Here is a 23,983-nt window from a genome sequence, read left to right on the forward strand (position 1 = left end):
TATGGTAGAACAACCCACTCCTAAAAGTCTCACCACATCGGCTATCTGGCCGATTTCGGTGGATATACTACGCGAGAGCCGCCAAGCGGGCTGATTTCGGTTATCTCAGGGCCACGGTTTCGTCATACTTTTTACGCCCGCGACGAACGCCTACTTATGAGCGAAGACGACAAGTATCCCCCGGAGTCTGGGCGACGGCGGTTTGTCAAAGGCGTCGTCGGCGGTGGCGCGTTGGCCGGCGTTGGCGCGACCGGTGCGGTCTCTGTCAATACTCTGACAACTGCCTCAGGTGCGGGTGGCGGGACGGTTGAAGCCCGTGTTGTCGAGAATACGGGTGGCCCAGCCCCACGTGGGATGCCACAGATCCCCATCGAGATCGACGATGATGGCTTCATCAAAGGGGTCTGGCCGGAGATTACAACAGAGACAGCCCAGGGGGTCGAGTACGAGATCGCTAAAACGGAGGACTTCAAGGGTTCAGGCGTCGCTTACTCCCAGGAGTGGTTCCAGTACTGCGGGCTCGAATCGAACAACGCACTCGTCCCCAGCTACGAGTCGGACAACTACTTTATCGCCACCGAAAGCTCCGATTACGCGTGGCAACAGGAGGCAAAATCCGAGGGTGATCGGTTCAACGTTAGCGACTTCGATGATTACACCGAGTGGGGCAACGGGATCGGCAAGGCCGGCCTCGGCAAGCCCGCACAGGCAAAGTGGCGATCGGCTGACTCCGAGAATCTCATGCCGGTGGCGATCATCCGCTCGGAGGCGATCGAAGAGGCCGCCCAGGACGATCCGTGGATCGAAGCCAGCACCGATCAGGGCGTCATGGCGTACCTGAACAAGTGTACACACTTCTGTTGTGTGCCGGGCTACAAGACGCTCGGCGGCTCAGCGAACTACGATGCCGAGGATAGAGTCTACTGTCAGTGCCACCAGTCGGTGTACGACCCGTTCTCGATCGTCAGTTCGCTCTACGTCGGCCGGCCGCGACCCGACGACTAACGACCTAGCATCACACCCACGGCTGCCCGACCCGCGTCTTTTTGCCTGTTCTCCGCCGACATCGACCATGAGCGACCGCACCGATTTTACCGCCGACCGCGACCGTGCGCGCACCCTGCTGGACAACGACGACATCACTGGCCTCCATCTTGGCGTCATCCGCGACGATCAGACCGTCGACACCGTTATCGCCAGAGATCCAGCCAGCGACTACGATCCACGTATCCATACGCTCTCGTTGTTGGCGACCCACATCCGAGCGGTCGCCGCCGAAGCCGGTGCCGACTACGACGCTGTCGCCGCCGATGCCGCGGCGATTGCCGGCCAACTTGATGAGCTCCCGATCGAAGGGGCGGCCGACGAGATCGACGAAGCAGTAACCGGTGCTGACAATCCCGCAGACCAAACGAACGGCGTCGACGATGACACAACACACGAAGAGTGAGCAGTTTGACAACGATTTTGTGTCGGGCTGATCGGAACGCCGTGTATGGACAGCAGCCGAGTATCAACGGGGTCGATCGCCGGGAAAATAGCGGCGTTGCGCGCGCTCGTTGGGTTGCTAGTGCTCGGCATCGCAAACGGTGGCGGGTTCACGCCGACCGGGATCGCACAGGCGATTCCAGCAACGGTCGTTGTCGGCGGTGCAATCGTCTGGTTTCTCTAATCGAGACAAGCGTCACCGTCACTCAAACTGATAGCCTGCAAGCGACGAGCAAACCGTTGGCAGCGTTTCGAGTGCGTTACGAACCGCGTCGATTGCGGGTTTTTCCTCCCGATCTGGATTGCCGAGCAGCCGGACGGCTTGTGTCCCGATCGACACGAAGCCGAGGTCGTGGCGGTCGGCGGTCGCTCGCAGCCCGAGCCCGACGGCTGTTCGACCATCGGCGACGCGGCGGGCAGGGCTTTCGACCCCACTCACGGTCGCTTCGTAGCCGTTGATCGCGGCGGTCAGATCGCGGCCGTCGACGCCGCGGGCGTCGGCCAGCGTATCGAGTTCGGCATCGAAACTGGCTCGCAGCCCGGAGTCGCGGTCGCGGTTGGCGAGGTCAATATCGTCGTCGACGAGGTCGGCGAGGCCGTCGACACCCTCAGGGTTGCCTTTTTTGACGAGCAGCCCCCACTCCCGTGACCAGCCGCCGAGTTCGACCGCGTCGACCGCACGATCGGTCGGGCCGGCAACGACCGCGAGATCGGGGATTCCGTCCCGAAGGCGGCGCAACCCCTCGCGGCTCCCGACCGGGAGAGATCGCGGGCGGTCAAGCTGATCCAGCAGCTCGGCAAGCGCCGGATCAGCCTCACCGACCGCAAGCAGGGATGGCGGGCGCACGGCAGGATCGAACAGCTGTACCGTCACCGACTCGCCGGCCGCAAGATAGTCCGTATCAGGATCGATCGCGACGACGCCGTCGGCATCAACGAGACTCGTCGTCGCCCCCGAACCCTTATCGACCGGATACACCAGCGGCGAGCCGTCGGCGTCCTCGATCAGCGCGACCGAGAGCAGGCGAAGTCGGCCCTCGTCGTGTCGCTGCTGGGCGATTAGTTCGCCGTCAACGGTCGCGGTCGCCGGCTCGGGCTGACCCGCGGCGGCCCGGATCGCCGGTGCGACAAACACCCGAAAGATCGTTAGCGCGGAGACGGGGTAGCCCGGTAGCCCGATGTATGCGGATTGGGCTGTGTCGCTGGGTTCCGCCGCTGTCTCGTCATCGTCGCTGCCGGACTGATCGATCCGGCCGACCACCATCGGTTTGCCGGGTTTGACCGCCACGCCATGCAACAGGAGTTCGCCGCGTTCCTCGATGACGCGGTAGATCACATCGACCGCGCTGGCGGAAGTCGACCCCGAGGAGACAACGAGATCACAGTCGTCAGCAGCCTGCCGGAGCAGGCGCTCCATCGCCTCGAAGTCGTCGCCTGCGTGGGGATAGACAACGGGGTCGCCGCCGGCCGCCTCGACGCCCGCGGCGATCGTCGTCGTGTTGACATCGTAGATCTCCCCGCGCTCGCTGTCGAGCGGTTCGCCGGGCGGAACAAGCTCGTCGCCCGTCGAGATGATGCCGACGCGTGGGCGTGCCCGAACGGGCACCTCGTCGACACCAAGTGCCGACAGCAGACCGATCTCCCGCGGTGTCAGGCGGGTTCCGGGGCCAAGTGCACGCGCGCCGGCAGCGATATCGGCACCCGCGAGCATGACGTTCTCGCTTGGGGCGACCGCGGTGCGGATCTCGATGGCCGTGTCGTCGTTGTCGGCGTCGCCGTCGCCGTTGATCTCATTGGTTCGCTCGACGACGACGACCGCGTCGGCACCGGGTGGCATGACCGCGCCGGTCGAAATCTCGACGCAGGTGCCGGGCTCAACTGTCACGGCCGGTTTCTCACCGGCGTGAACCGTGCCGGCGAGATCAAGCACGGCTGGATCAACCTCACCCGCCCTGACGGTGTCGCTGGCTTGGACAGCGTAGCCATCCATCGCCGCCCGGTCGAACCCCGGCACGTCGATGGCGGCGTCGACGCGCTTGGCCAACACTCGATCGCGGGCCTCGCGGAGGTCGACGTGTTCGACCCCGCCGCCGAGATTGAGGTCGGCGATGGTTTCGCGGACGGTTTCCGGGGCAGCCAGTGTGCGGAACTCCGTGGTCATGGCAACGCCTCCCAGTGTTCGACGTCGACCGTTTCACCCGCGCTGTAGCCCTCCCGCCCCTCAGAAACGACAACCCAGCCGTCAGCCAGCGCGACACTGGAGAGGATGCCCGCGCCGCCGGTGCGGACTGGTGTTGCAGTCAGGTCGCTATCAGAGTCGCCCAGGCGTGTTTCGACACGGGCAAACGTTCGGGTTCCGGGCTCGCTGGGGAGTTTGCGCTCCAGTGTCGCCGACTGTGTCGGTACCGGCTCAACAGGGAGGTGGCCCGCCTGTTTGAGGGCGGGCCGGAGGAACTGCTGGGCGGTGATGATACAGGCAACTGGATTGCCGGGAAGCATGAGCACCGGCGTCTCTTGGACAACGCCGAGAGCAACCGGATAGCCGGGTTTGATCGCCACGCCGTGGACGAGCACCTCGCCGAGTTCGCCGACGACCTCCGGGAGCAGGTCGCGCTCGCCGACCGAGGAGCCGCCCGTCGTGACGATCACGTCTTTCGTAAGATCGCGCTGGATCGCCGCTCTGAGCGCGGATCGGTCGTCGGTGACGGTGTTTCGGTAGGTTGCGACGCCACTCCACCGATTGACCGACTGCGAGATGGTTAACCCGTTGGTTTCGATAAGTTCACCCGGCTCAGGATCGGCTTCAACGAGTTCCTCGCCAGTCGGAATGACGCCGACGGTCGGGTTCTGATACACCGCAACTTCACGGCAGCCGACAGATTTCAGCAAGCCGAGATCTGAGGGGCGAAGCCGATGGCCCGGCTGATAGAGCGACTGGTTCTCGGTGACATCCTCGCCGACCGCGCCGACGTTGGTGCCCTCGGCGAGAGCCACAAACACCTCAAGCTCGTCGCCGACAGTCTCAGTTTCCTCGATTTTCACCACAGCGTCGGCACCGTCCGGAAGTTCGCTGCCGGTATGAACGGGAACAGCCCCGTTCGGTCGACAGTCGGTCTCAGCATCGAGTGCGTCCAAAACGGCCGGGCTACGGCTTGACGCGCCGACGGTGTCGGCTGCGCGAACAGCGTAGCCATCCATCGCGGCGCGCTCATAGTTCGGTACCGGGGTGGGAGCCGTGAGTTCCGTCGCCACCACACGGCCGTCAGCCAGCGACAGCCGCAGGTGTTCGGTGCGGTCGTGCGGCGTGATCGCCGACAGCAACTGCTCGCGGGCGGCGGTAAGGCGGGTTCGTTGCTTAAACCCGGAACGGCGTCGATCCTCGGATGGCATAGTCTCGCTTACAGGGCCGTCCTCTTAAGCCGCGGCCTCGCAGCACAACGCCGACCGCGGGGTTTTTCGACCTCCCGATTCTACGGAGGCGTATGTCACCACTGCGCGATGCGTTGCAGGAGTTGCCGGATGCGGTGTTCGCTGATCTCTTGGAGTCCGACGACGCCTACCTGCTGGTGCTCGATGTTCCGGGGGTGACCGCCGAGACCGCTGACATCCGTACCGAGAGTGGGCGGCTGGTCGTTGAGGCTCGTCGTGGGAAGTCGGTGCCGCCGGAGTTTCAGTATCTCCAGGAGGATCGGCCGCTGTTTCTCGACGCCGAGTTGCCGCTGCCACGCGAGGCAGACGGCAGTGCGGCGAGCGCCGAGATCGACCGCGGCGTCTTAGAGATCCGGCTGCCGAAAGCCGACACCGACGGGGAGCCGATCCCGATCGACGACGCCTCGGCGTAGGTGGTCGCTCTGGTCTCTTTGCGTGCCTACCGACGGTTTGTCGTCGTCGCCTACCGGTTTTTGCCCCTGATCGTCGCCTACCTGCGGGATCGGCGGCGGTTTCTCATCGTTGGCCGGAGTCGGCAGGTCAGCCGCGAGACCCAACGCGAGCGCGCGGCGATCCTGCTGGAGACACTGTTGACACTCGGACCGACGTTCATCAAGCTCGGACAGCTGCTGTCGACCCGTCCCGACATCCTGCCGAAGGCCTACATCGAGGTGTTGTCGAGTCTGCAGGATGACGTACCGCCCGCGCCGTGGGCGGAATCGAAGCTCGTCATCGAAGAGGAGTTGGGCGACGTCGACGAGGTCTACGACGACTTCGACACCGAGCCGATCAGCGGCGCGAGTCTCGGGCAGGTGTATCTCGCCGAGTATGCGGGCGAGCAGGTTGCCGTCAAGATCCGCCGGCCGGGGATCGAATCGCTTGTCGAAGCTGATCTGAAGGTGCTACGGTGGTCGATTCCGATACTCGTACGGTTCATCGGCGAGGGTCGGGCCTTCTCGCTTGACAGCCTCGCCGACGAGTTTGCCAAGACGATCCGCCAGGAGATGGATTACAGCCGCGAACGCGATATCCTAGCGGAGATCCGCGGCAACTTCGCCGGCACCGACGCCATCGACATCCCCGAGCCGATCGATCCGCTCTGTAGCCCGCGGGTGCTCACGATGGAGTATATCCCTGGAACGAAGATCAACGAGATCGAGTCCCTCGACGAGAAGGGCCTCGACCGCACCGAGTTGGCAACAACACTTCAGGAGGTCTACCTCCAGATGATCATCAAGGATGGCGTGTTTCACGCCGACCCCCATCCGGGCAATCTCGCGGTGAAAGACGATGGCACGATCATCTTCTACGATTTCGGAATGTCGAGTACGGTCGACCCCTTCATCCAAGAGAAGATCGTCGAGTTCTATATCGCCGTCGCCAACCAGGATATCGACGCGATCCTTGATACCCTGATCGACATGGGGACGCTCAGCCCGACGGCCGATCGGGAGGTCATGGGCAACGTCTTAGAGCTCGCTATCGCCGACGCTCGCGGCGAAAACATCGAGCAGTACCGTGTCAACCAGATTATCGAGCAGGTCGAGTCGACGATCTACGAGTTCCCGCTGCGACTACCCCGCAATCTCGCGCTCGTCCTCCGGGTGGCGACCGTCGTCGAGGGGGTCTGTGTGACCCTCGATGAGGACTTCGATTTCATCTCGGTGGCGACCGACTACCTCAGCGAGCAGGGCTACCGCGAGGAGACGGTCAAGCGGCTGGCCACGGAGGCCGGCGAGCAGGTGCAGGATACCGCCGAGGCGCTGTTTACCGTCCCGCCGAAGCTGAACCGAGTGTTGGATACGGTCGAACGCGACAATCTCACGGTCAACGTCCAGATCGACGACGAAAACCACGTGCTGGATAAGCTGGCCAAGCGCATCTCCTATTCGATCATGGTCGCTGTCGGGCTGCTGTCGGCGTCGATCATCTACTCCTTTACCGGCCAGTGGCGCATCTCGGTGGCGATCCTCGCGTTGACGCTGCCGATGGTGTTTTTTCTCTATCGGTCGTTCAAACAGCCGACCGGGCTGCGGGCGCGACCGCAGTTCACCCGCCAGGGCATGCGCCAACAGCGGCAGCGTGACGAAGAGCGGTAGAACCGATTGGATAGCTGATAGAACTCCCTGGCGAGTATTTTTAGTGTATGACGTTGTAATAAGACGCATACATGCCCTCAGTTAGTGCTCGGATCCCCGACGACGACAACGACGAAATCGAGGTGGTCGCCGAACTACTCGACTCAGATAAGAGCACCATTATCAGAGAAGCCCTCCGCGAGGGACTGGCCGACATGCGACTTGACCTTGCTGTCGAGCAGTATCAGACCGGCGAGGTGTCGGTCAATGAGGCTGCTCGAATCGCGGGGTTGAGCCTCGCCGACTGGCTGGTGGTCGCCAGAGAACGAAATCTGACCACGCAACTCACGCCCGACGATCTCGCAGCCGACGCTGAGGCTGCCCGCGAGCTATGAGGGTCTACTTCGACGCGACAACACTCATCGCACTCGGTTCGGTTGACGCGCTTGACCTCCTGGAAGTCCGTGATAGCGAAATCGTCGTTCTTGATCGGATCAGCAGTGAAGTCACAACCGAGCCAGCGCGAACCGCACTCCAGCAGTTCCGCGAGGAAACCGATCTCAGGTCGCCGACAGCAGTCGATGAAACTGATATCGAGCAGGCACAGACGATGCTCGGCGAACAGGAGCAAAACGGCGATGTTGCGCTCATTGCGCGGGTGTTGGCACACGACGGCGACAATATCACCGTTGTAAGCGATGACCAGCGCGTCCGCACGGTGGCACGCACACTCGGGGCAACAGTCACCGGCACGGTTGGGATCGTCGTGCGTGCGGTCACCGCCGGGCGACTCACCTCCGAGGAAGCCAAAGACCTCGTTCGCCGCCTCGACAACCACGGCCTACATATGACCGGCGAACTCCGCGAACAAGCTGACAAACTCATCGATGACGCCGCAGCCGACCACGGATCGTAGTTAGTCGAGCCAACAGTTATTCGCATCCCGACCCAACAACTAATATGCAGATACTCGTCACCGGCGCGACCGGGTTCGTCGGCGGCAACCTCGTCGACGCCCTGCTGGCCGCCGACCACGAGGTGACGATCCTCACCCGAAGCCGCGAGCGCTACGACGGGCCCGAAGCGGTGCGGGTCGTCGAGGGCAACGTCTTGGAGCCAGGCAGCTTCGATGACGCCCTCGATGTCGACCTCGCGTACTATCTGATCCACTCGATGGGTGCCGGCGGCGACTACGCCGAACGCGACCGCCGAGCGGCCCGCAACTTCTCAGAGGCCGCCGGCGACGCCGGTCTTGACCGTGTTGTCTATCTCGGTGGGCTGGGGGCCGACGGCGATAATCTGTCGCCACATCTCCGGTCGCGCCGGGAGGTCGAGCGCATCCTTGGGCTCGGCGAGTACGACCTTACCGTCCTCCGGGCGGCGATCATCGTCGGCGCGGGCTCGATCAGCTTTCAGCTGATTCGGCAACTCGCCGGCCGGCTGCCGGTGATGATCACGCCAAAATGGGTACACACCAAGTGCCAGCCGATCGCCATCGACGACGTGATCGGCTATCTCGTCGGCGTCGCCAAAACCCCAGAGACCGCCGGCGAGACCTACGAGATCGGCGGCCCCGACGTGTTGACCTACGCGGAGATTCTCAGGGAGACCCGCCGCCAGCTCGGTGCCCGGCTCCGGATCGTCCCGGTGCCGGTGTTGACCCCGCGGCTGTCGTCGTGGTGGATCCGCTTTGTGACCGATGTCGACCCTGCGGTCGCCCGCCCGCTGATCGACGGCGTCAAAAATTCCGTTGTCGTCACCGACACCCGAATCCAAGATATCCTTCCCCGCGATCGCCGCCACTTTGAGGCGGCGGTCGCCGACGCGCTTGCCGACGAGCCGGCGACGACGCCGACCCCGAAGGCACGCCTCGGGCGACTGTTCCGCGGGAGCAAGCCATGAGCGGCGTCGGCGAGACAACATCGAAACCGATAGACACGAGTGTGTGGCCGCCAAGCAGTGGACACTGATGGTCAAGGAGTACGGCGACACATGGGTCTATGAGGGGATTGTCGGCGGACTACCGGGGATTGAACTCTCAAATACCCATGCTGTCGCAATCCAGTTTGGGCTGTTTCAGGTTGGGATCGTGGTGTTTGCGGCGATCTACGATCTCTGGTCGGCCGCCCTTGCCGGCACGGCCGCTGTCGTCGTCGCGACGGTCGGTAGCGTCGCCATGCACCGGTTGGGCGTGCGAAATCGATCCATCGACGCGCCGCCGGTATACTACCGGCTGTTGTTTGGCTCAAGCATCGAAGTCGTGCTGTCGGTGCTGGCGTTTATTGCGCTTATTACGCATCTGTTTGCGTTTGACATCCAGTCACCGGGTGAGCCGTTGATCACCACGCTGTTCGGCACCGAGCCGCCGGTGATCGTCGTCTACCTCGTGTTGTTGGTCGGGTGGGATCTCTGCTATCGGATCGGCACCTCGTGGTGGGCCGCTGTCGTCTCGCTGTGGCGCGCACTCACAATCGCCTGTGAGCCGGATGCTGAGAATCAGTTCGTTCGGATCGATCTGGAAAACGTCGCATTTGCCTCTTCGCAGGTTATCTTGCTGCCATTTCTTCTTGAGCAGCCGGTGTTGCTCGTTGCTGTCAGCGGTCATATCGTGGCCGTTGCTGTTGTCTCGGCGGCGTCAATCTGGCTTACGCGGACAGCCGACGACCCAGTTTTGACGACGACACGCGACTGAGACGAACCGGCGACGCCGATGAGAGCAAGGAATCGACAGCAGGGGTGCTACGCGAAGTAACACCCCATAGAAGGTGTGGCCGCGACACCCCGGCAGATCACTCGGTTTGGAGCTGTTCGAACTGCGCCAACAGCTCGTCGGCAGACGCGCCGGTGTCGTCCTCCATTGACCCCTCATACTCCGAGCGGGCCTGCTCGAAATCGGCATCCACCGTCGCATTCTTTCGCTCCCGGCGTTCGTGTTCGGCTTCGTCGTAGTCGCCAAGTGACATGGTATGTCATACCTTGGAAGCTGCCAGATAAATAGATATCGGTCAGTGGCATCGCTGCGAACAGCCGACCCACCGAAGCCAGAACACGTAACTACCCCGCAGGCGACTGTCTGTGCGTGGCGCGACCGCTTCGCTTCCGGTATGCCCCCGGTCGGTGGTCGAAACCCCGGCTTCGGTCAGACGTACTGCAGCCGCTGGATGACAACCTCGGCGCGACGATGGACGGGCCGTGGTACCGACCACCGAGTGGCTACGACGCGGTTCGCTTTGCGATAGACAACGGCGATACCGCGCTGTTCATCTGGACTGACGGCGACGACGGCCCTGCAGGCGTCGATGGCGGCCCTAGCGGCTACTGGCTTGGGAACACCGAAACGCCGAGCAGCCTCTGGCGGACGGAAAAATACGGGTTCAGCGAGGTTCCCTACCCGGTCTCACGGTGGGCTGAACGCGAGTTGTTGGCGCAGCTACGGATGGAATCGCCGTGGCTGGGGCCCTACGACCACCTTGCGTGGTTCTTTCTGCCCGTGTTCCTCTCGAAGGATGGCCGTGAGAGCACCCGGTCGTTTTTCATCGATCACGCCGCCGGCTTTCCGAATGCGAGCGCCGAGGAAGCACTCCAGCACTACGAGGCTGTCCTCCACACCGGCGCACTCGACGGGTACCGCGAGGAGATGGCCGGCAAGCTCGGCACCTCCGAGCAGCTTGATCTCACGCGGATGACCGCCGCAATGGGCGAATTCAACGTTGCGAAGCTGTTGGTCGAGGCGGGCTATGAGATCACCCCGGAGATCACGGTGACGACCGGCCACGCAATCGATTTCCGTGCCGAACCGGCTGATAACGACGACAACGGTGCGGTACTTGTCGAGGTGACCCGCCCGCTGCCGCCGGATCGACGAGCAGCAAACGCCGCAACGACCGCGATCAAAGAGACGGTCAAAACGAAGACCGATGGCCAACTCAACGCCCACGCCGGCGGCATCGTGCTGTTGGTCGACTGTTCGTCGTTTCCTGACCCGGATTGGCAGCCGATCATCGCCGAGCAGCCGGAGGTCGGCCACCGGCCAGCAGTTGTTTTCCGCCGCCGCCCGGACGGAACCACGACGGGCTACCGAACGGGGCGACTCCCACTGTCGCTCGACGATGCCATCGATTTCACCACCGACAACGAGCCGGCAGGGTAGCCGCTAGCTGCTGTCGTCACAATGGCCGATAACCTCTTTCCACAGCGGCGGCGAGGGTGAGTATGGCGCAGCCGGCCGCGGATCTCCATGTCCACACGACGGCCTCTGACGGCACACTGCCCATCGAGGCGGTGCCGGCAGCGGCCGACGCCGCAGATATCGATCTCGTTGCGGTCACCGACCACGATCGGATTCAGCCCGCACTTGACGCGCCGATCACCGACCACGACGGGGTGACCGTGATCCGTAGGATCGAGCTTCGGGTCGACACCGGTCGCCAACGACTCGACCTGCTGGGCTACGCCGTCGAATCCACCGACGAGCTGACCGTTGAGCTTGATCGCCTCCAGCAGAATCGCATCGAACGCGCCAAGCAGATCATCGACCGCGTCGAAGACTACATTGGCGTGACCCTCGAACTCGACATCCAGCCCGGCATCGGTCGCCAACACATCGCGCGAGCGGTCGCAAACAGCGACGCCAACTACGATTTTCAGGGGGCCTTCGGCGAACTCATCGGAGACGGCTGCCCCTGTTATATCCCCCGAGAGATCACGCCGGTTGCCCGCGGGATCAGCCTTCTCACCGAGGCCTGTCCGGTCGTCAGCCTCGCTCACCCGCTTCGGTACGACGATCCCGGCGCGGCCCTCGATCACGCTGCCGAGCTTGAGGCGGTTGAACGCTACTACCCATACGATCACGCGGTCGACACCGACCGTATCGACGACGCCATCGACCGCCACTCGCTGCTGGCAACCGGCGGCAGCGATGCCCACGGAACAACGCTGGGACAGGCCGGGCCACCGCCGGCGGCCGTCAAGCGGTTTCGCCGTTGGCTTCAAAAGCGGTGAGTTAAACACGTTCCGCGCCTACAGTAGGGTATGCGCTGTCATTACTGTGAGGAGGCGGCGGCGTTTGCGGCGGAGAAAGATGGGCTGAAAGTTGGTCTCTGCACGGAGCACTTCCAAGAGCGCATGGAGGAGCTCACCGACTCCGCGGAGCTTGCCGAACTCGAAGAGCAACTCGACGTCAACCGGACGGAATAACCGAGCGTCAGCGGCGTGGTGCGGCTGTTTTCGGAGCGATACGTCTATGGGCGGTGCGGCCAACGATCCGGTATGTCATTTACGCCGACTGACCGGCCACGCCGTCTCCGCACCGACGGCATCCGTCCGCTAGTGCGGGAGACAACGGTGGATGCACAGGATCTCATCGCACCCGTTTTTGTCGATGAGACAACCGACGAGCGTGTCCCGATCAGCTCGATGCCAGGCCACGAGCGTGTCCCTGTCGACGAGGCCGCCGCCCGCGTCGAAGAGATTCAAGAAACCGGTGTCGAAGCCGTCATGATCTTCGGGGTTCCCGACACGAAAGACGAGGTCGGCAGCGAGGCCTACGCCGCGGATGGCGTCGTCCAGCGGGGGATCCAGGCAGTCACCGAAAACACCGACGCCTACGTCATCGGCGATGTCTGTCTCTGTGAGTACACCGACCACGGTCACTGCGGTGTGCTTGAACCACACGCCCACGACGATCCGACGCTGACCGTCAAAAACGACGACACCCTGGAGCTGCTGGCCGATGTCGCCGTCTCACAGGCCGAGGCCGGCGCGGATATGGTCGCCCCATCCAGTATGACCGACGGGATGGTTGGAGCGATCAGGACAGCGCTTGACAGCGCTGGTTTTGAGCAGATTCCGATCATGAGCTACGCCGCAAAGTACGAATCCTCATTCTATGGGCCGTTCCGCGAAGCCGCCGACGGCGCGCCAGCGTTCGGCGACCGACGACACTACCAGATGGATCCCGCAAACCGGCGGGAAGCCCACCGCGAGGTCGCCATTGATGCCGAGGAAGGCGCGGATGTGTTGATGGTGAAACCCGCCTTGCCGTATCTCGATATCGTCCGCGACGTACGGGAAAGCGCCGACAAGCCGGTCGCTGCATACAACGTCTCCGGCGAATACGCGATGATTCACGCGGCCGCCGAAAAGGGCTGGTTGGATCTCGAAGCCACAGCGTATGAATCGCTGCTGAGCATCAAACGCGCGGGTGCGGATCTGATCGTGACCTACTTTGCCGAGGATATCGCCGGGCGGTTGTAGTCGGTCGCCCGCGAGGTGGGCTGTGCACACACGTAGCACAGCCGGGGTAACGCCATACCCACGCCCAGTGTCAGTCAGCGTGTATGAGCGAGACACCAATCAGCGAGGATGAGGCACCGAACTGCGCAGTCTGTAGCGAATCAATCACAGCCCTCCCGACCAACCGTGTGATTGCAACGACAGGCGACGACGGTGAGGTCAGCTACAACCACTTCTGTTCGGCAAGCTGTGAGTCGTCGTATCACACCTAAATGTCGGACGACGCGATTGTTGAACTGGCCGGCTACTCGGTGAGCGACGCCGTTTTCACTCCTCGGTGATCGTCTCGCCGTATTCCTCGGGGTCAAGCTCGCCCTGATGAAGCCTCGCGCCGTCCTTCGCAACTTGGTTGCCCAACACAGCACAGGGGATCCGCATCGGCGAGATTGTCACGCCGAGCATATCGGTGATATCGTCAGTTTCGAGATTCTCTAGTTCTTCGAGGGTCATCCCGACAAGCTGCTCCGAGAGCATGCTCGCCGAAGCCTGTGAGATAGCACAGCCATCGCCAGTGAAGCTGACGTATTCGATCTCCTCGTTGCTCTCATCGAGTTTTACGTCCATCTGAATCGTGTCGCCACAAGAGGGGTTTTCGCCGGTGTGGCTGAAATCCGGATCCTCAAGTTCCCCGTAGTTTCGGGGGCTCTTGTAGTGGTCGAGGATCTGCTGTCGATACATGTCAGAGCCTGTTCCCATGTTGTTTGTTTATATGCCAGTCGGCCGCAAAAGGGTTCCGGGGGGCGACGCTGGCACTGTGCGGAACAAGCAGTATTCCGAGGATAGTTGTTGGAAGCCGCGACGAAATCGTCATGAGACAGTGTTCACCGCTGACAGCCGATGGGATCCTGCCGCTTTCTGTGAGGACGGTGTAGAAGGGGGGTTGCCCTGCAGATAGGCGATAGGAAATGGGTCGACCATCGTGGACAGATTGACACGCAGTGATAGATGGTCGCTGGTGGCCCAATGGATCGGTGCTCACTTGCTGGGTCGTTCTTTGATATGGGGACGACTGTCGTGAGATTCACGCTGGCCCAAGAGCTGTTTGATAACCACCCCAACAGCGAGAATAATACCACTAACCAGGGTAAACAGCCCTCCGAAGAAGACGCCGCCGGCTGTAGAAGCATACAGCGCGTATAGACTCGTCGCTGCCAGCCACAGGGTTACTACGCTAAGTATTCCAACCACAGCTGAGCTGATAGAGATCCCATCACGGATCGTCACAACGAGCGTGATACATCCGAGTATGCCTGGGGCAACAAGTTCCGGGTTGATTGGGACGGCTCCAAGCGTTGGCCATGTTGGGTACGGTTGTGGCAGTGGAGAGAACGTAATGATGGCGATCAAAACAACGCCTACGGCAGCAACAACTTGGCTCACGCGGAGGAGCCCATTCATATCGATTAACTGACCGGACATAGTATCATAAATCCTGCCTCTCGCAAGTAGAAGGGCCACATGGTCGAGCAGCGGTACGTCATCGATCTCAGATGGCATACCCGCTTCCGTCAGCTACCGTCGACACCGTCCTGTGGTGAAGGAGTTATACAGACCTAGGCTTTAGGTCTCCCTAAATGAGAGGGGAAGTTGAGCAGCTTGTTGGGATACTATTTCGGACTCTCGCTGAGGAAGGCTATACAGAGGCCCAAACAGCCCTTTTAGATACATATCAGTCCAAAGCAGATACTGACAGAGAGGAACTTGCCGAAGAGCTCTTTGTCGAAGTCGTGACCAATCTGAGTTACCATCTTGAGACTGAAACGGAGGTTGAGGTTCTCGTCACAGCGATCGAACAGCTCCTAAGTTGGTTCTCAAGTCTCGTTGAGGCAGCACCCGTCGCGATTCTGGCCGTCGAGACAGACGGACAAATTGAGTTTTGGAACGACGGTGCTGAGAGAGTGTTTGGCTGGAGTAAATCTGAAGTTCACCAACGGCCGTATCAGGACGTGTTCGCGGCCTCGTCGGATGAGATGGAGCCACATCTTGCGCAACTGCAGGACGGAAAGCAACTTACCGGCCTTGAGACGCAGCATCAGCACAAAGATGGATCGATTCGTGACGTACGGATCTGGGCAGCCCCGTTTCGCACACGTCATGAACGGTTTGAGGGAGCAACGTTCGTAATAAGCGACGTTACTGAACAAAAACAACGCGAACAACGTCTGTCCGTTCTCAACAGGGTGCTGCGGCACAATATCCGAACAGACGTAAATATTATTCACGGCCACCTGAACCAGTTGGCCGAGACTGTTGATGATACGACCGAACATCTGCGAGTGATGGAAGATCGGCTCTCCAATATTATCCAGCTGAGCGACGCCGCGCGGCATATTGAGCAGTTGCGCGACGAAGGCGAGGACGGCCTGACGACGATTGAGTTGGAATCTGTGATACAGGAGCGTGTGACCCGACTGCGGAAGGAATCGGCGAATGCAACGATTAGAACCACACTCGCGGAATCGACCGCCGTCGTAGCACACGAGTTATTGCCATATGCACTGGATAATATCTTAGACAACGCGTTAGAGCACAATGACGCAGAAACCCCGTTAGTTGAGATTGCCGTGTCGACAGGAGAAACCGCCGCCAGTGGACAGACGACCGTGAGTGTGGCTGATAACGGCCCTGGGCTCCCCGATCATGAACAAGCGGTGCTTACCTCCGAGGAGGAAACGCAACTCAACCACAGTAGTGGGCTAGGGCTGTGGTTGACTCGGTGGATTGTTCGAAATTCAAGCGGCACCCTCTCAGTTAATAAGAGCACGTGGGGTGGAACTCGAATAGAGATCCGGTTGCCGACACAAACAAGCTAGCTCTGGGATCAGCACCGCGATCGAAACAGTGTTTGAACGCTTATCCGTAGTGATTGTTGTCGGCGGGGTGTCGCTGTGAAGAAGTGGTTGGCAACAGTAACACAGTGGTGCCATTGGATGTATTCGCAGTCGAACTGCTTCGTTCAGCAGTTGCTATCGCTGACCTGCCTCAGTAGTGGTGAGTATAACGACTGATACTGGTTGCACTATCGTCGGATCCCACAGTTAATAACACAATTATCAGATGCTTCAACGATATATATGAGAAGTATAAACGCTTGTTCAACACCAAGGGTCGTTAAACGCAGCTCGCAATTTCTTGCCGTATTTAATTCCTGTGGGTGTGGCGAGTACACCCGCATACGATCATCAACACTAGAGAAGTTCCGCAAGAGATCGGCCAAACTGGGCTACGTGTGAGAGCCCAACATACATAGTCACAATCGAACCGCGCTGACCGTCTCGTAAGCCGACCCATCGTCGGTCAGCGTACTCTTGTTGAGTCGAAGGCGCTCAACCTGAAACGCCCCGATTGTCGGGTCAGTCTCGTCGACGAGCCGTTGGACACGCTGTTCATCACGGGGGAGCATCCATCCGAGCAAGTGTAATATGTGGGATGAACTCGTGGTCAGCAGGGTCGAAGCCGATGGCGGTGGGCTCGTCTTCGACAGCCGCAGCCAGCGTGGTGAGTTCGGCGTTGCCGGCACCCTCGCGGACGCCGGCCCAGATGACACTGATCTACGCCGTTGAAGGAAACACACCCAGCCCGCCGACCGTACAGTCGAAGGGATCGACGCCGGCGTTGGTGACGGCTGTTTCGAGAGCAGCCTCGATCTCGTCGACACGGTCGGGATCGGTGTCGCCCAGAAATGTGAGCGTGCAGTGGGCTTGGGTTGGATCTGTCAGCCAGAGGCCGGCGCAGCCGTCGAAGGGTGCCTATGCGTCGGCGACCGCCTCAGCAGGCGATGTCGGGAGGTCAACGCTGAGGAAACAGCGCATACAACACGCTGGCGCGCCAAGAGACAACACGCTTTCGATCACACAATAGAACAATATCCATCGTGGACAGACATCGGTACGATGTGATAGCAGTTAGAGAACAGAGAGCAGGGGAGAAACACTGCCCAGTAAGATGAAAAACGCGATCCGCCAGAGCGCAACGATTAGGCCACTGGCTCTCATACTGTGACTATTCGTGTCGCCCGATTTTACGCCACCAGAACCTGATCGACCCGCACCACAGTTTGGCTACGCCGCGCTCAATCGAACGCTCCGGGAGGACGACGTGCGAACCAACCGTGGAATGCGGGAATCAACGTTTCAGGATCGCGGGCTCAGCTATGCCGGTGAGCTTGCCGAACAGAACTGCCGTGGGCTGCAGCGTATCCTAGAGTGGAATGTCGACCACGAGATCTATTTTTACCGTATTTCCTCGGATCTTATCCCATGGTACAGTCAGTATGAGCTTGCTGAACTCCCAAACAGCGAGACCGTGCTGTCGTTGTTGGCGGCGATCGGCGAGTTTGCCACCAGCCATGACCTCAGATTAACCTTTCACCCAAGCCACTTCGTTAAGCTTGCCAGCCCAACGGCGTCAGTTGTTGATAACGCGGTCAGAGATCTCGAATGCCACGGCCGGCTGTTGGATGCGATGGGTCTCTCTCGGTCGCCGTACAACTCGATCAACATCCATATTGGGGCCCATTACAGCGATAAGACAGCGACAGCAGAACGATTCTGCTCGGTCGTTGACTCGTTGCCGCCGGCGGTTCGGTCACGGCTAACCGTTGAGAATGATGATACGGAATCGCTGTGGAGTGTTCGTGAGTTGGTTGCGGCGGTACACGACGAGGTTGGGATTCCGGTCGTCTACGATCAGCTCCATCATCAGTTTACTGACCGCGGTGAAACCTACAGAGAGGCTCTTACCACAGCAGCCGAGACGTGGCCCGACGAGGTTCGACCGATCATCCATTACAGTGAACCACGCCGGCTGCATGAATCAGATCCCAGTATCGCACCACAAAACCACGCGGACTATATCGCAGACCCGATCGATCTGTTTGATACCGCTGTCGATGTCATGATCGAGGCAAAGATGAAAGAACAGGCACTCCAGCGATATCGGCAGCAGCACGCGACCGCTATCTCGATGTAGTAGATGAACAGATCGGAGACAGACACGATATCAGACCCATTAAGCAGGGTGGCCGTAAACAATCACCTGTGATAGAGGGACTGCTGCTTATCGGTGTGCTCGTGGCGATGTTTGTCGGCTACAACATCGGTGGATCAACCACCGGGCCGGCCTTCGGCCCCGCGGTCGGGGCGGGAACGATCTCGAAGACCGTTGCCGCCGCGCTGATGAGCCTCTTCTTTTTCCTTGGTGCGTGGACGATCGGCCGTCGCGTCGTCGACACACTGGGTCGGGAACTTGTCACCAACCCTAGTGTCTTCACGCTGCCGGCCAGCATCACGGTGCTGTTTTTCATCGGCCTCGCGCTGTTTGTCGGCAACGTCTTCGGCGTCCCGGCCTCAACGTCGATGACCGCTGTCGGCGCGATCGCCGGGCTGGGCCTTGCCAGCAACTCGCTGAACTGGGCCGTCATGGGAGAGATCGTCACATGGTGGCTTGTCGCACCCGTCGTTGGGTTTTGGGTTTCGGCGGTTATCGGGCGGTACTTCTATGCCACGCTCAACGAGCGGGTCGCCCTCGTCCAAAGCAATGGCCCGCTAGTGACCGTCGATCGTTCTGGCATTATGCCAAAGATCGCGCGTGGGCCGGGGACGACCGGACGGGAGCTGGTTGGCACCGCGGTCGTCGTGGCGATCGGCTGTATCATGGCGTTTAGCTCCGGCACCAGCAACGTTGCCAACGCCATCGCGCCGCTGGTCGGCAGCGGAGCCCTTGAAATGAATCCCGGGATCCTCCTCGCCTGTGTTGCTGTCGGGCTTGGAGCGTTCACGATCGCCCGCCGGACACTGGACACCCTCGGCAGCGATATCACCTCGCTGCCGCTGACAGCGGCGATCGTCGTCGCGACTGTCAGCTCCTTGCTTGTGATCGGCCTCTCGGCGATCAAGATCCCCGCTAGCTTCGTCGTCATCGCCACGATGTCGATCATCGGCCTCGGCTGGGGGCGAGCAACGCGAACCATGCGGGCCTCCCGGGAGTCGATCAGCGACCAGGCCGGCGACGCCCGCGTTACCGTTGGCTCGCTGGCCGCCGACACTGAGGGCGAAGAGCTCCCCGACATCGGCGAGGAGGATCCCGAAGATATCCCTGCAGCGGCCGATCTGTTCAACCCCTCAACGACCGCCCGGGTGATTCTAATGCAGAACGTTGTCCCGCTGATCTCGACGATCGGTGCGTATCTCGTCTTCCGATTCGTTCCCGTCTTCGGCTTCTCGTAACGACGCCACCGACGGGGGCGCATTTATTACCCGCAGCCCCGTTTGTGTGGCATGGTATCACGCGTGCTCGTTCCGATGGACGACTCCGAGATGGCCGATGCGGCACTTGAGTTCGCGCTGTCGGCGTTTCCCTCGGCGGCGGTGACCGCCCTCCATGTCGCCGGCGGGCCGACATCCTACATGGGTGAGGCGATGAGCCTCGCCGTCGCCGACGATGTCGATGCGGCGGCCGCCGACCGCGCTGAGCCTGTCTTCGAGCGCGCCAGAGCGATCGCCGCCGACGCCGAGCGAGCGATCACCACCGAGGTTGACCTTGGCTCGCCGGCGAAGACAATCATCGAGCACGCCGAAGGGTTCGATCTGGTCGTGATCGGCAGCCACAGCAGCAACATCGCCTCGCGGCTCTTGCTCGGCAACGTCGCCGAAACTGTCGCCCGCGATGCACCGGTTCCGGTCACGATCGTTCGGTGACGCTTCTTAGAGTAAAGGCTGAGTCCTACTCGCCGTTGTCGATGGCGTGGCTAACGCCGTCGGCGTCAACAGTCACGGCGGCCGCACAGATCGCGTGTTCGTAGTCGGCATCGTAGACAGCACCGGCGGCGTCAGCCGCGCCTTCCACGTCGAAGTCGTAGACTCGTGGGCTATCCTCCTCGTAGGTCGCCACCAGCGTCGGCTCGTCGACGGCTTTGACCAACAACGCGTCATCGCGGACGGTGCCGATGTGGGCCGAATCGGCGGTAACGACGCCCGCGATCCGGGGCGTGTTGTAGTCGTCCTTTTCGTAGTCAAGCGCGAGCAGTGGCTCGGCGAGGGCGTCCCGTGCTGGGTAGCCCAACTCGATCTTTTCGGCGATCGGATCGACGTGGGAACCGTTGCCGACGACAACCCACTGGCCGTCGCTGGCGGGTGGCGACACCATCTGGAGGCAGTTATAGGAGACGTAGGGGTTGTCCGTCTCGGGGGCGTCAGGTGTCGGTTCGACGGTCAACAGGCCATCGCGGTCGGCGATCCGGCGGTTCGGGAACGACCGCGAGGAGACGCGGTAGGCGCCGACGCCCGGCCCGACGACGATGAAACGGCCGATGTACATGTTTGTTTGAGCGTTGCTACCGAACAAATAGCTGCTGATACGACCGCGGGAGACGGCCGAAACACCCCTAGATGGTGGCGATCTGTGTGGCAGAATCACCCACAGGCAGGGAACCGACACGGTTTTGTAAACACACCCACTTCCATCGAATGCGCAGTTCCATAGGGTAGTGGCCAATCCTGTTGCCTTCTGGGGGCAACGACCCAGGTTCGAATCCTGGTGGAACTATTCAGCTGTTTGCTCTTTTGTGGTGGGTCGCCACGATACGAACGTACGTCGGCTGTATGTCAGACATACGTCAGCTGATCTCCACTTGAAACGAAGGGGATCAGCCGGCACCGTTACGTTTCGACATCGAGCAGCGCGACGCGTTCGAGGACCATATCCTCCAGATTGCCGTCGACGACGGCTACCTCGCGGTCGCCGATATCGAAAAACATCTTGATCGTGTCCGCGTTGCCGAGGGATACGCCGGTATCGCCAGCGTCAGTCCCACCGAGCAGTTTCCGAACGCGCTGTTCGGCTGCGGCTTCATCACCATCGGTGACGACAGCGACAACGTCGCCTTCGCCCTCGCTGACACCCATTTCGAGCGCCTGGTTGATTTGGCGTCGCCCAGCCGCATACAACAGGATTTCGACCGCTGGCTCGCGGGCGACAGCCGTACCCTGCTCGCGGGCCCGCACAGCCAACTCGACCGCTCGGCGGAGATGGCGGTCGCCGGCGACGTAGGTGGCATCGAAACACTGGATGGTCGCGCCGGTCGCCTCGCTGATCGCCTCGATCTCGGCGAGAACGTCCTCAAGGTCGCCGATGGTCGTCGTCGCGGCGACGGTTCTCACCCAAAATCACCCAGACTTGACTGGTCGTCGCTGTCGGCGGTAGTGGCGTCGCTGTGGCTCTCGCCGCTGCCCGCGCCATCATCGTCTGTGGTAGCCGCGGCGGTTGCCGTTTCGGCCGCGGTCACATCGTCCATCGAGGGATCCTGTCGCCCGACGTTTTCGAGGATCGTTTCGGCCGTTTTCTCGCGGCCCCGCAACGCGCCCAACACGACGCTTTTGTCGGCGTCTCGCAGGTCAGCACGGCTCTCGACGCCGGCCTCGTAAAGCCGGCGGGCACGCTTCCGACCGACGTTGCGCACGCCCGCGAGATCGAGCAGTTCCTCGCGGACACCGTACTCGATCCGTTTTTTCGCCTCGCGGATCGCAACCCGCGAGGAGCCCCCGAGTTCGCCGGCCAGCTGCTCGGCGGCCCCGAGCAGCCACTCGGCGGTATCGACCTTCCCGCGGATGTCGCCGGGGCCGACGCCGTACCGTTCGGTGATCCGATCCTCGTCGACCTCGCTGGCCCAGTCGTCCAGCAGCTTCGCCGTTTTCAGCGCGGCCAGCCAGTCCTCAAAGGCGACATCCTCATACTCGGATGGGACACGGCCGAGGAACGCCGATTCGTGTTCGTAACAGAGCTCAGTGTAGGTTTCTCGATCCCCGGATTTCAGATAGAGTTCGTACATATCCGGCGTCCGGCTGACGAGATGGTAGAGGCCGAGCGGCGTCGGCTGTGCCGTTTCGCCGCCGCTCTCGTCGTCGATTTCGTTGTTCTCGCTGTCGCTTTCGGCGGTGGCATCATCGTCAGCCCCGTTCGACTGGAGTTCGCTCGCTGAGACAAACGCCTCGTCGCCATCGGCTGCCGGTCGCTTCAGATCGCCATCCTGCTGATTCACGGTCGATGTATCCGCTGGTGTCCCGCGGTTCTCCTCGGCGTACCGCAGTCCGTCAATGATCTCGGCGGCACTCATCGGATCAAGATAGAGTCGCGAGACGGTGTGGCCGATGTTCGTCGCGTGGATCGTGTCATCCTCACGTTCGATGAACTCGTTGCGCTCTAAGTAGGCGAGGACGGTGTCGGTCACGGTGGCCAGCCGGCCCTCGTCGCCGGTCTGAGTCGCATACAGCGTCGCATCGAGGAACTCCAACAGTGCCTCGCGGCTGTTGGCAAAGCCGGATGAAATCGTCGCCAGCAGATGCGTTCGCAGAGCGGGTTCGGCGGCCAGCTTCGACTGGACAGGATCAGGGTCAGCCCAGACATACCGCTCGAAGAGTTCGTCCATCGTCTCGCTGTCCTTGGCAAGGAGGACGGCCTCGCCGTAGGGGTCAAGGCCGGGACGGCCCGCCCGCCCGCACATCTGGTGGATTTCGAGGGTATCGAGCGGCTGCATGCCGCCGAACTCGCCGTCGTAGCGTCGCCAGTCCCGAACGATCACCCGGCGGCTCGGCGTGTTGACACCCGCCGCGAGCGTCGGCGTCGCACAGATCACCTTCAGGAGGCGATCACGAAAGGCGTTCTCGACGAGGCTGCGATGCTCCGCGGCGAGGCCAGCGTGGTGGAACGCCGCGCCGCCCTCAACGCAGTCGGCGAGATCGTCGCTGGTATCGGTATCGGAGACCTGTCGGATCTCGCTGGCAAGCTCGCGGAGATCGGCGCGCTCCTCGCCTGTGAGATGAGATTCGACGACGCCAGCTTGTCGCTCAGCCGCGCTCTCGGCGTTGCGCCGGGAGTTGACAAAGACAAGCGTTGAGCCGCCCTCGCTCAGCGTGTCGTCGACAAGGGCTTCGGTCTGTCGCTGGCTGCCCGCAGCCGACACCTCCCGTTGGCTGCCGTCATCGAAGTTGACGGCGTCACCGTAGTGGACGCCCATCCGGAGGTCGATGGGCCGCCAGTCGGACTGGACGAGTTCGGCGTCGAGCCAGTCGGCGATCTCGCCGGCGTTGCCGACGGTCGCCGACAGCGCGACCGTCTGGAGCTCGGGGTTGATCCGGCGGAGTTTAGCGAGGGTGACCTCCAGGGTCGGCCCGCGGTTGGTGTCGTCGACAAGGTGGACTTCGTCGGCGACGACACAGGAGAGATCGTCGATCCACGGCGCGTTGTTCCGGATCAGCGAGTCGACCTTCTCGCTGGTGGCGACGATGATATCGCGGCTGGCCAGCCACTCGCCGCTGGCGTCGTAGTTGCCGGTCGAGACGCCGACCGAGAACCCCTCGTCTGCCCAGCGTTCGAACTCGGTTTTCTTTTCGCTGGCGAGGGCGCGAAGCGGGACGATATACAGGGCGGTGCCGCCGCGTTCGATCGCCGACAGCATGGCGAGTTCGGCAATCAGCGTCTTGCCGCTGGCGGTCGGTACTGAGGCGACGAGACTTTCGCCCGCAGTGAGGCCGGCCTCGACGGCCTCGGCTTGGGGCGGGTACAGCTCTTCGATCCCCTCGCCGGCAAGATGGTCGGCGACGCCCGGCGGCAGGGTAGGGATCTCGGCTGGCTTCATTGGCGTCTCTTGGCCGGTGGTCGGGTTTAAATTTCCGGACGGCGGGCTGTCGCCTCCGACA

Annotated in this window: 26 protein-coding genes, 1 tRNA gene and 1 pseudogene; 19 read left to right on the forward strand and 9 right to left on the reverse strand. The window is 61.7% G+C overall.

The window, feature by feature from the left end; all coding sequences use genetic code 11:
- Positions 1-156 precede the first annotated feature (156 nt).
- The 3 genes from DP106_RS02045 (at position 157) to DP106_RS15705 (ending at position 1,672) form a co-directional block, all read left to right on the forward strand.
- Positions 157-1,005: a Rieske 2Fe-2S domain-containing protein gene (locus DP106_RS02045; RefSeq protein WP_120083018.1), complete on the forward strand. Its 849-nt coding sequence runs from the start codon at positions 157-159 to the stop codon at positions 1,003-1,005.
- A 67-nt stretch (positions 1,006-1,072) separates the two neighbouring features.
- On the forward strand, positions 1,073-1,450 hold the full coding sequence (locus tag DP106_RS02050) for a hypothetical protein (protein WP_120083021.1): 378 nt from the start codon (positions 1,073-1,075) through the stop codon (positions 1,448-1,450).
- A gap of 45 nt (positions 1,451-1,495) precedes the next feature.
- Positions 1,496-1,672 carry a hypothetical protein gene (locus DP106_RS15705; protein WP_165857798.1) on the forward strand — a complete coding sequence of 59 codons (177 nt, stop codon included), beginning with the start codon at positions 1,496-1,498 and terminating at the stop codon, positions 1,670-1,672.
- Between the two features lie 18 nt (positions 1,673-1,690).
- On the opposite strand, the gene DP106_RS02055 is transcribed toward DP106_RS15705, so the two are convergent.
- Together DP106_RS02055 and DP106_RS02060 are read right to left on the reverse strand one after the other, a co-directional pair.
- Complete coding sequence (locus DP106_RS02055; protein ID WP_120083023.1) at positions 1,691-3,649, reverse strand: molybdopterin biosynthesis protein; 1,959 nt, start codon at positions 3,647-3,649, stop codon at positions 1,691-1,693.
- Entirely contained in the window at positions 3,646-4,878 is a 1,233-nt protein-coding gene (locus DP106_RS02060; protein WP_120083025.1) for a molybdopterin molybdotransferase MoeA, read from the reverse strand. Before DP106_RS02060 ends, DP106_RS02055 begins: the two co-directional genes overlap by 4 nt.
- 92 nt (positions 4,879-4,970) lie before the next feature.
- Between DP106_RS02060 and DP106_RS02065 the strand changes: the two genes are divergently transcribed.
- The 6 genes from DP106_RS02065 (at position 4,971) to DP106_RS02090 (ending at position 9,687) form a co-directional block, all read left to right on the forward strand.
- Positions 4,971-5,330, forward strand: coding sequence for an Hsp20/alpha crystallin family protein (locus tag DP106_RS02065; RefSeq protein ID WP_120083027.1), 360 nt, complete (start codon positions 4,971-4,973; stop codon positions 5,328-5,330).
- Positions 5,331-7,016 carry an ABC1 kinase family protein gene (locus tag DP106_RS02070; RefSeq protein ID WP_120083030.1) on the forward strand — a complete coding sequence of 562 codons (1,686 nt, stop codon included), beginning with the start codon at positions 5,331-5,333 and terminating at the stop codon, positions 7,014-7,016.
- 71 nt (positions 7,017-7,087) lie between these two features.
- Positions 7,088-7,390 (forward strand): UPF0175 family protein, encoded by a 303-nt coding sequence (locus DP106_RS02075; protein ID WP_120083032.1) that lies wholly within the window; start codon positions 7,088-7,090, stop codon positions 7,388-7,390.
- The gene (locus tag DP106_RS02080) at positions 7,387-7,911 is read left to right on the forward strand and encodes a hypothetical protein (protein WP_120083034.1); all 525 of its coding nucleotides are present in this window, start codon (positions 7,387-7,389) and stop codon (positions 7,909-7,911) included. Before DP106_RS02075 ends, DP106_RS02080 begins: the two co-directional genes overlap by 4 nt.
- A 44-nt stretch (positions 7,912-7,955) precedes the next feature.
- Positions 7,956-8,897: an NAD(P)H-binding protein gene (locus DP106_RS02085; RefSeq protein WP_120083036.1), complete on the forward strand. Its 942-nt coding sequence runs from the start codon at positions 7,956-7,958 to the stop codon at positions 8,895-8,897.
- A 67-nt stretch (positions 8,898-8,964) separates the two neighbouring features.
- Positions 8,965-9,687, forward strand: a complete 723-nt coding sequence (locus DP106_RS02090; protein WP_120083214.1) for a DUF7530 family protein — start codon at positions 8,965-8,967, stop codon at positions 9,685-9,687.
- A 97-nt stretch (positions 9,688-9,784) separates the two neighbouring features.
- Here DP106_RS02090 and DP106_RS15710 read toward each other — a convergent pair whose 3' ends face one another.
- Positions 9,785-9,958, reverse strand: a complete 174-nt coding sequence (locus tag DP106_RS15710; protein WP_165857799.1) for a DUF5786 family protein — start codon at positions 9,956-9,958, stop codon at positions 9,785-9,787.
- Between the two features lie 116 nt (positions 9,959-10,074).
- Between DP106_RS15710 and DP106_RS02095 the strand changes: the two genes are divergently transcribed.
- The 5 genes from DP106_RS02095 (at position 10,075) to DP106_RS15720 (ending at position 13,501) form a co-directional block, all read left to right on the forward strand.
- The gene (locus DP106_RS02095; protein WP_120083038.1) at positions 10,075-11,145 is read left to right on the forward strand and encodes a DUF5784 family protein; all 1,071 of its coding nucleotides are present in this window, start codon (positions 10,075-10,077) and stop codon (positions 11,143-11,145) included.
- Between the two features lie 56 nt (positions 11,146-11,201).
- Positions 11,202-11,996 carry a PHP domain-containing protein gene (locus DP106_RS02100; RefSeq protein ID WP_120083040.1) on the forward strand — a complete coding sequence of 265 codons (795 nt, stop codon included), beginning with the start codon at positions 11,202-11,204 and terminating at the stop codon, positions 11,994-11,996.
- Positions 11,997-12,026: 30 nt separating this feature from the next.
- Complete coding sequence (locus tag DP106_RS15715) at positions 12,027-12,191, forward strand: DUF6757 family protein (RefSeq protein ID WP_165857800.1); 165 nt, start codon at positions 12,027-12,029, stop codon at positions 12,189-12,191.
- A 72-nt stretch (positions 12,192-12,263) separates the two neighbouring features.
- On the forward strand, positions 12,264-13,250 hold the full coding sequence (hemB, locus tag DP106_RS02105; protein ID WP_120083043.1) for a porphobilinogen synthase: 987 nt from the start codon (positions 12,264-12,266) through the stop codon (positions 13,248-13,250).
- Between the two features lie 83 nt (positions 13,251-13,333).
- A complete protein-coding gene (locus tag DP106_RS15720; RefSeq protein WP_165857801.1) occupies positions 13,334-13,501 on the forward strand; it encodes a DUF7576 family protein in 168 nt (55 codons plus the stop codon).
- 55 nt (positions 13,502-13,556) lie between these two features.
- Here the strand turns inward: DP106_RS15720 and sufU are convergent, their stop codons facing one another.
- A complete protein-coding gene (gene sufU, locus DP106_RS02110; protein WP_120083045.1) occupies positions 13,557-13,985 on the reverse strand; it encodes a Fe-S cluster assembly sulfur transfer protein SufU in 429 nt (142 codons plus the stop codon).
- 279 nt (positions 13,986-14,264) lie between these two features.
- On the reverse strand, positions 14,265-14,786 hold the full coding sequence (locus tag DP106_RS02115) for a hypothetical protein (RefSeq protein ID WP_205738863.1): 522 nt from the start codon (positions 14,784-14,786) through the stop codon (positions 14,265-14,267).
- A 77-nt stretch (positions 14,787-14,863) separates the two neighbouring features.
- Between DP106_RS02115 and DP106_RS02120 the strand changes: the two genes are divergently transcribed.
- Complete coding sequence (locus DP106_RS02120; protein ID WP_120083047.1) at positions 14,864-16,102, forward strand: PAS domain S-box protein; 1,239 nt, start codon at positions 14,864-14,866, stop codon at positions 16,100-16,102.
- A gap of 437 nt (positions 16,103-16,539) precedes the next feature.
- On the opposite strand, the pseudogene thpR reads toward DP106_RS02120, so the two are convergent.
- Positions 16,540-17,101: pseudogene (thpR, locus tag DP106_RS02125) on the reverse strand (RNA 2',3'-cyclic phosphodiesterase).
- Between the two features lie 196 nt (positions 17,102-17,297).
- Between thpR and uvsE the strand changes: the two are divergent.
- From uvsE to DP106_RS02140, 3 genes are all read left to right on the forward strand, one after another.
- Positions 17,298-18,260, forward strand: a complete 963-nt coding sequence (gene uvsE / locus DP106_RS02130) for a UV DNA damage repair endonuclease UvsE (protein ID WP_120083049.1) — start codon at positions 17,298-17,300, stop codon at positions 18,258-18,260.
- A 68-nt stretch (positions 18,261-18,328) separates the two neighbouring features.
- Positions 18,329-19,516: an inorganic phosphate transporter gene (locus DP106_RS02135; protein ID WP_120083052.1), complete on the forward strand. Its 1,188-nt coding sequence runs from the start codon at positions 18,329-18,331 to the stop codon at positions 19,514-19,516.
- A gap of 51 nt (positions 19,517-19,567) precedes the next feature.
- On the forward strand, positions 19,568-19,987 hold the full coding sequence (locus DP106_RS02140) for a universal stress protein (RefSeq protein WP_120083055.1): 420 nt from the start codon (positions 19,568-19,570) through the stop codon (positions 19,985-19,987).
- A 25-nt stretch (positions 19,988-20,012) separates the two neighbouring features.
- Here the strand turns inward: DP106_RS02140 and DP106_RS02145 are convergent, their stop codons facing one another.
- The gene (locus DP106_RS02145; protein ID WP_120083057.1) at positions 20,013-20,606 is read right to left on the reverse strand and encodes an IMP cyclohydrolase; all 594 of its coding nucleotides are present in this window, start codon (positions 20,604-20,606) and stop codon (positions 20,013-20,015) included.
- A 155-nt stretch (positions 20,607-20,761) separates the two neighbouring features.
- On the opposite strand from DP106_RS02145, the gene DP106_RS02150 reads away from it, so the two are divergent.
- Positions 20,762-20,834: transfer RNA gene (locus DP106_RS02150), tRNA-Gln, on the forward strand.
- Positions 20,835-20,947: 113 nt separating this feature from the next.
- Here DP106_RS02150 and cgi121 read toward each other — a convergent pair.
- Both cgi121 and DP106_RS02160 read right to left on the reverse strand, forming a co-directional pair.
- A complete protein-coding gene (cgi121, locus tag DP106_RS02155; RefSeq protein ID WP_120083060.1) occupies positions 20,948-21,448 on the reverse strand; it encodes a KEOPS complex subunit Cgi121 in 501 nt (166 codons plus the stop codon).
- Complete coding sequence (locus DP106_RS02160) at positions 21,445-23,922, reverse strand: ATP-dependent DNA helicase (RefSeq protein WP_120083062.1); 2,478 nt, start codon at positions 23,920-23,922, stop codon at positions 21,445-21,447. The genes cgi121 and DP106_RS02160 overlap by 4 nt, the downstream gene beginning before the upstream one ends.
- Positions 23,923-23,983: the final 61 nt, after the last annotated feature.

The organism is Halonotius pteroides (assembly GCF_003605635.1).
GTDB lineage: Archaea > Halobacteriota > Halobacteria > Halobacteriales > Haloferacaceae > Halonotius > Halonotius pteroides.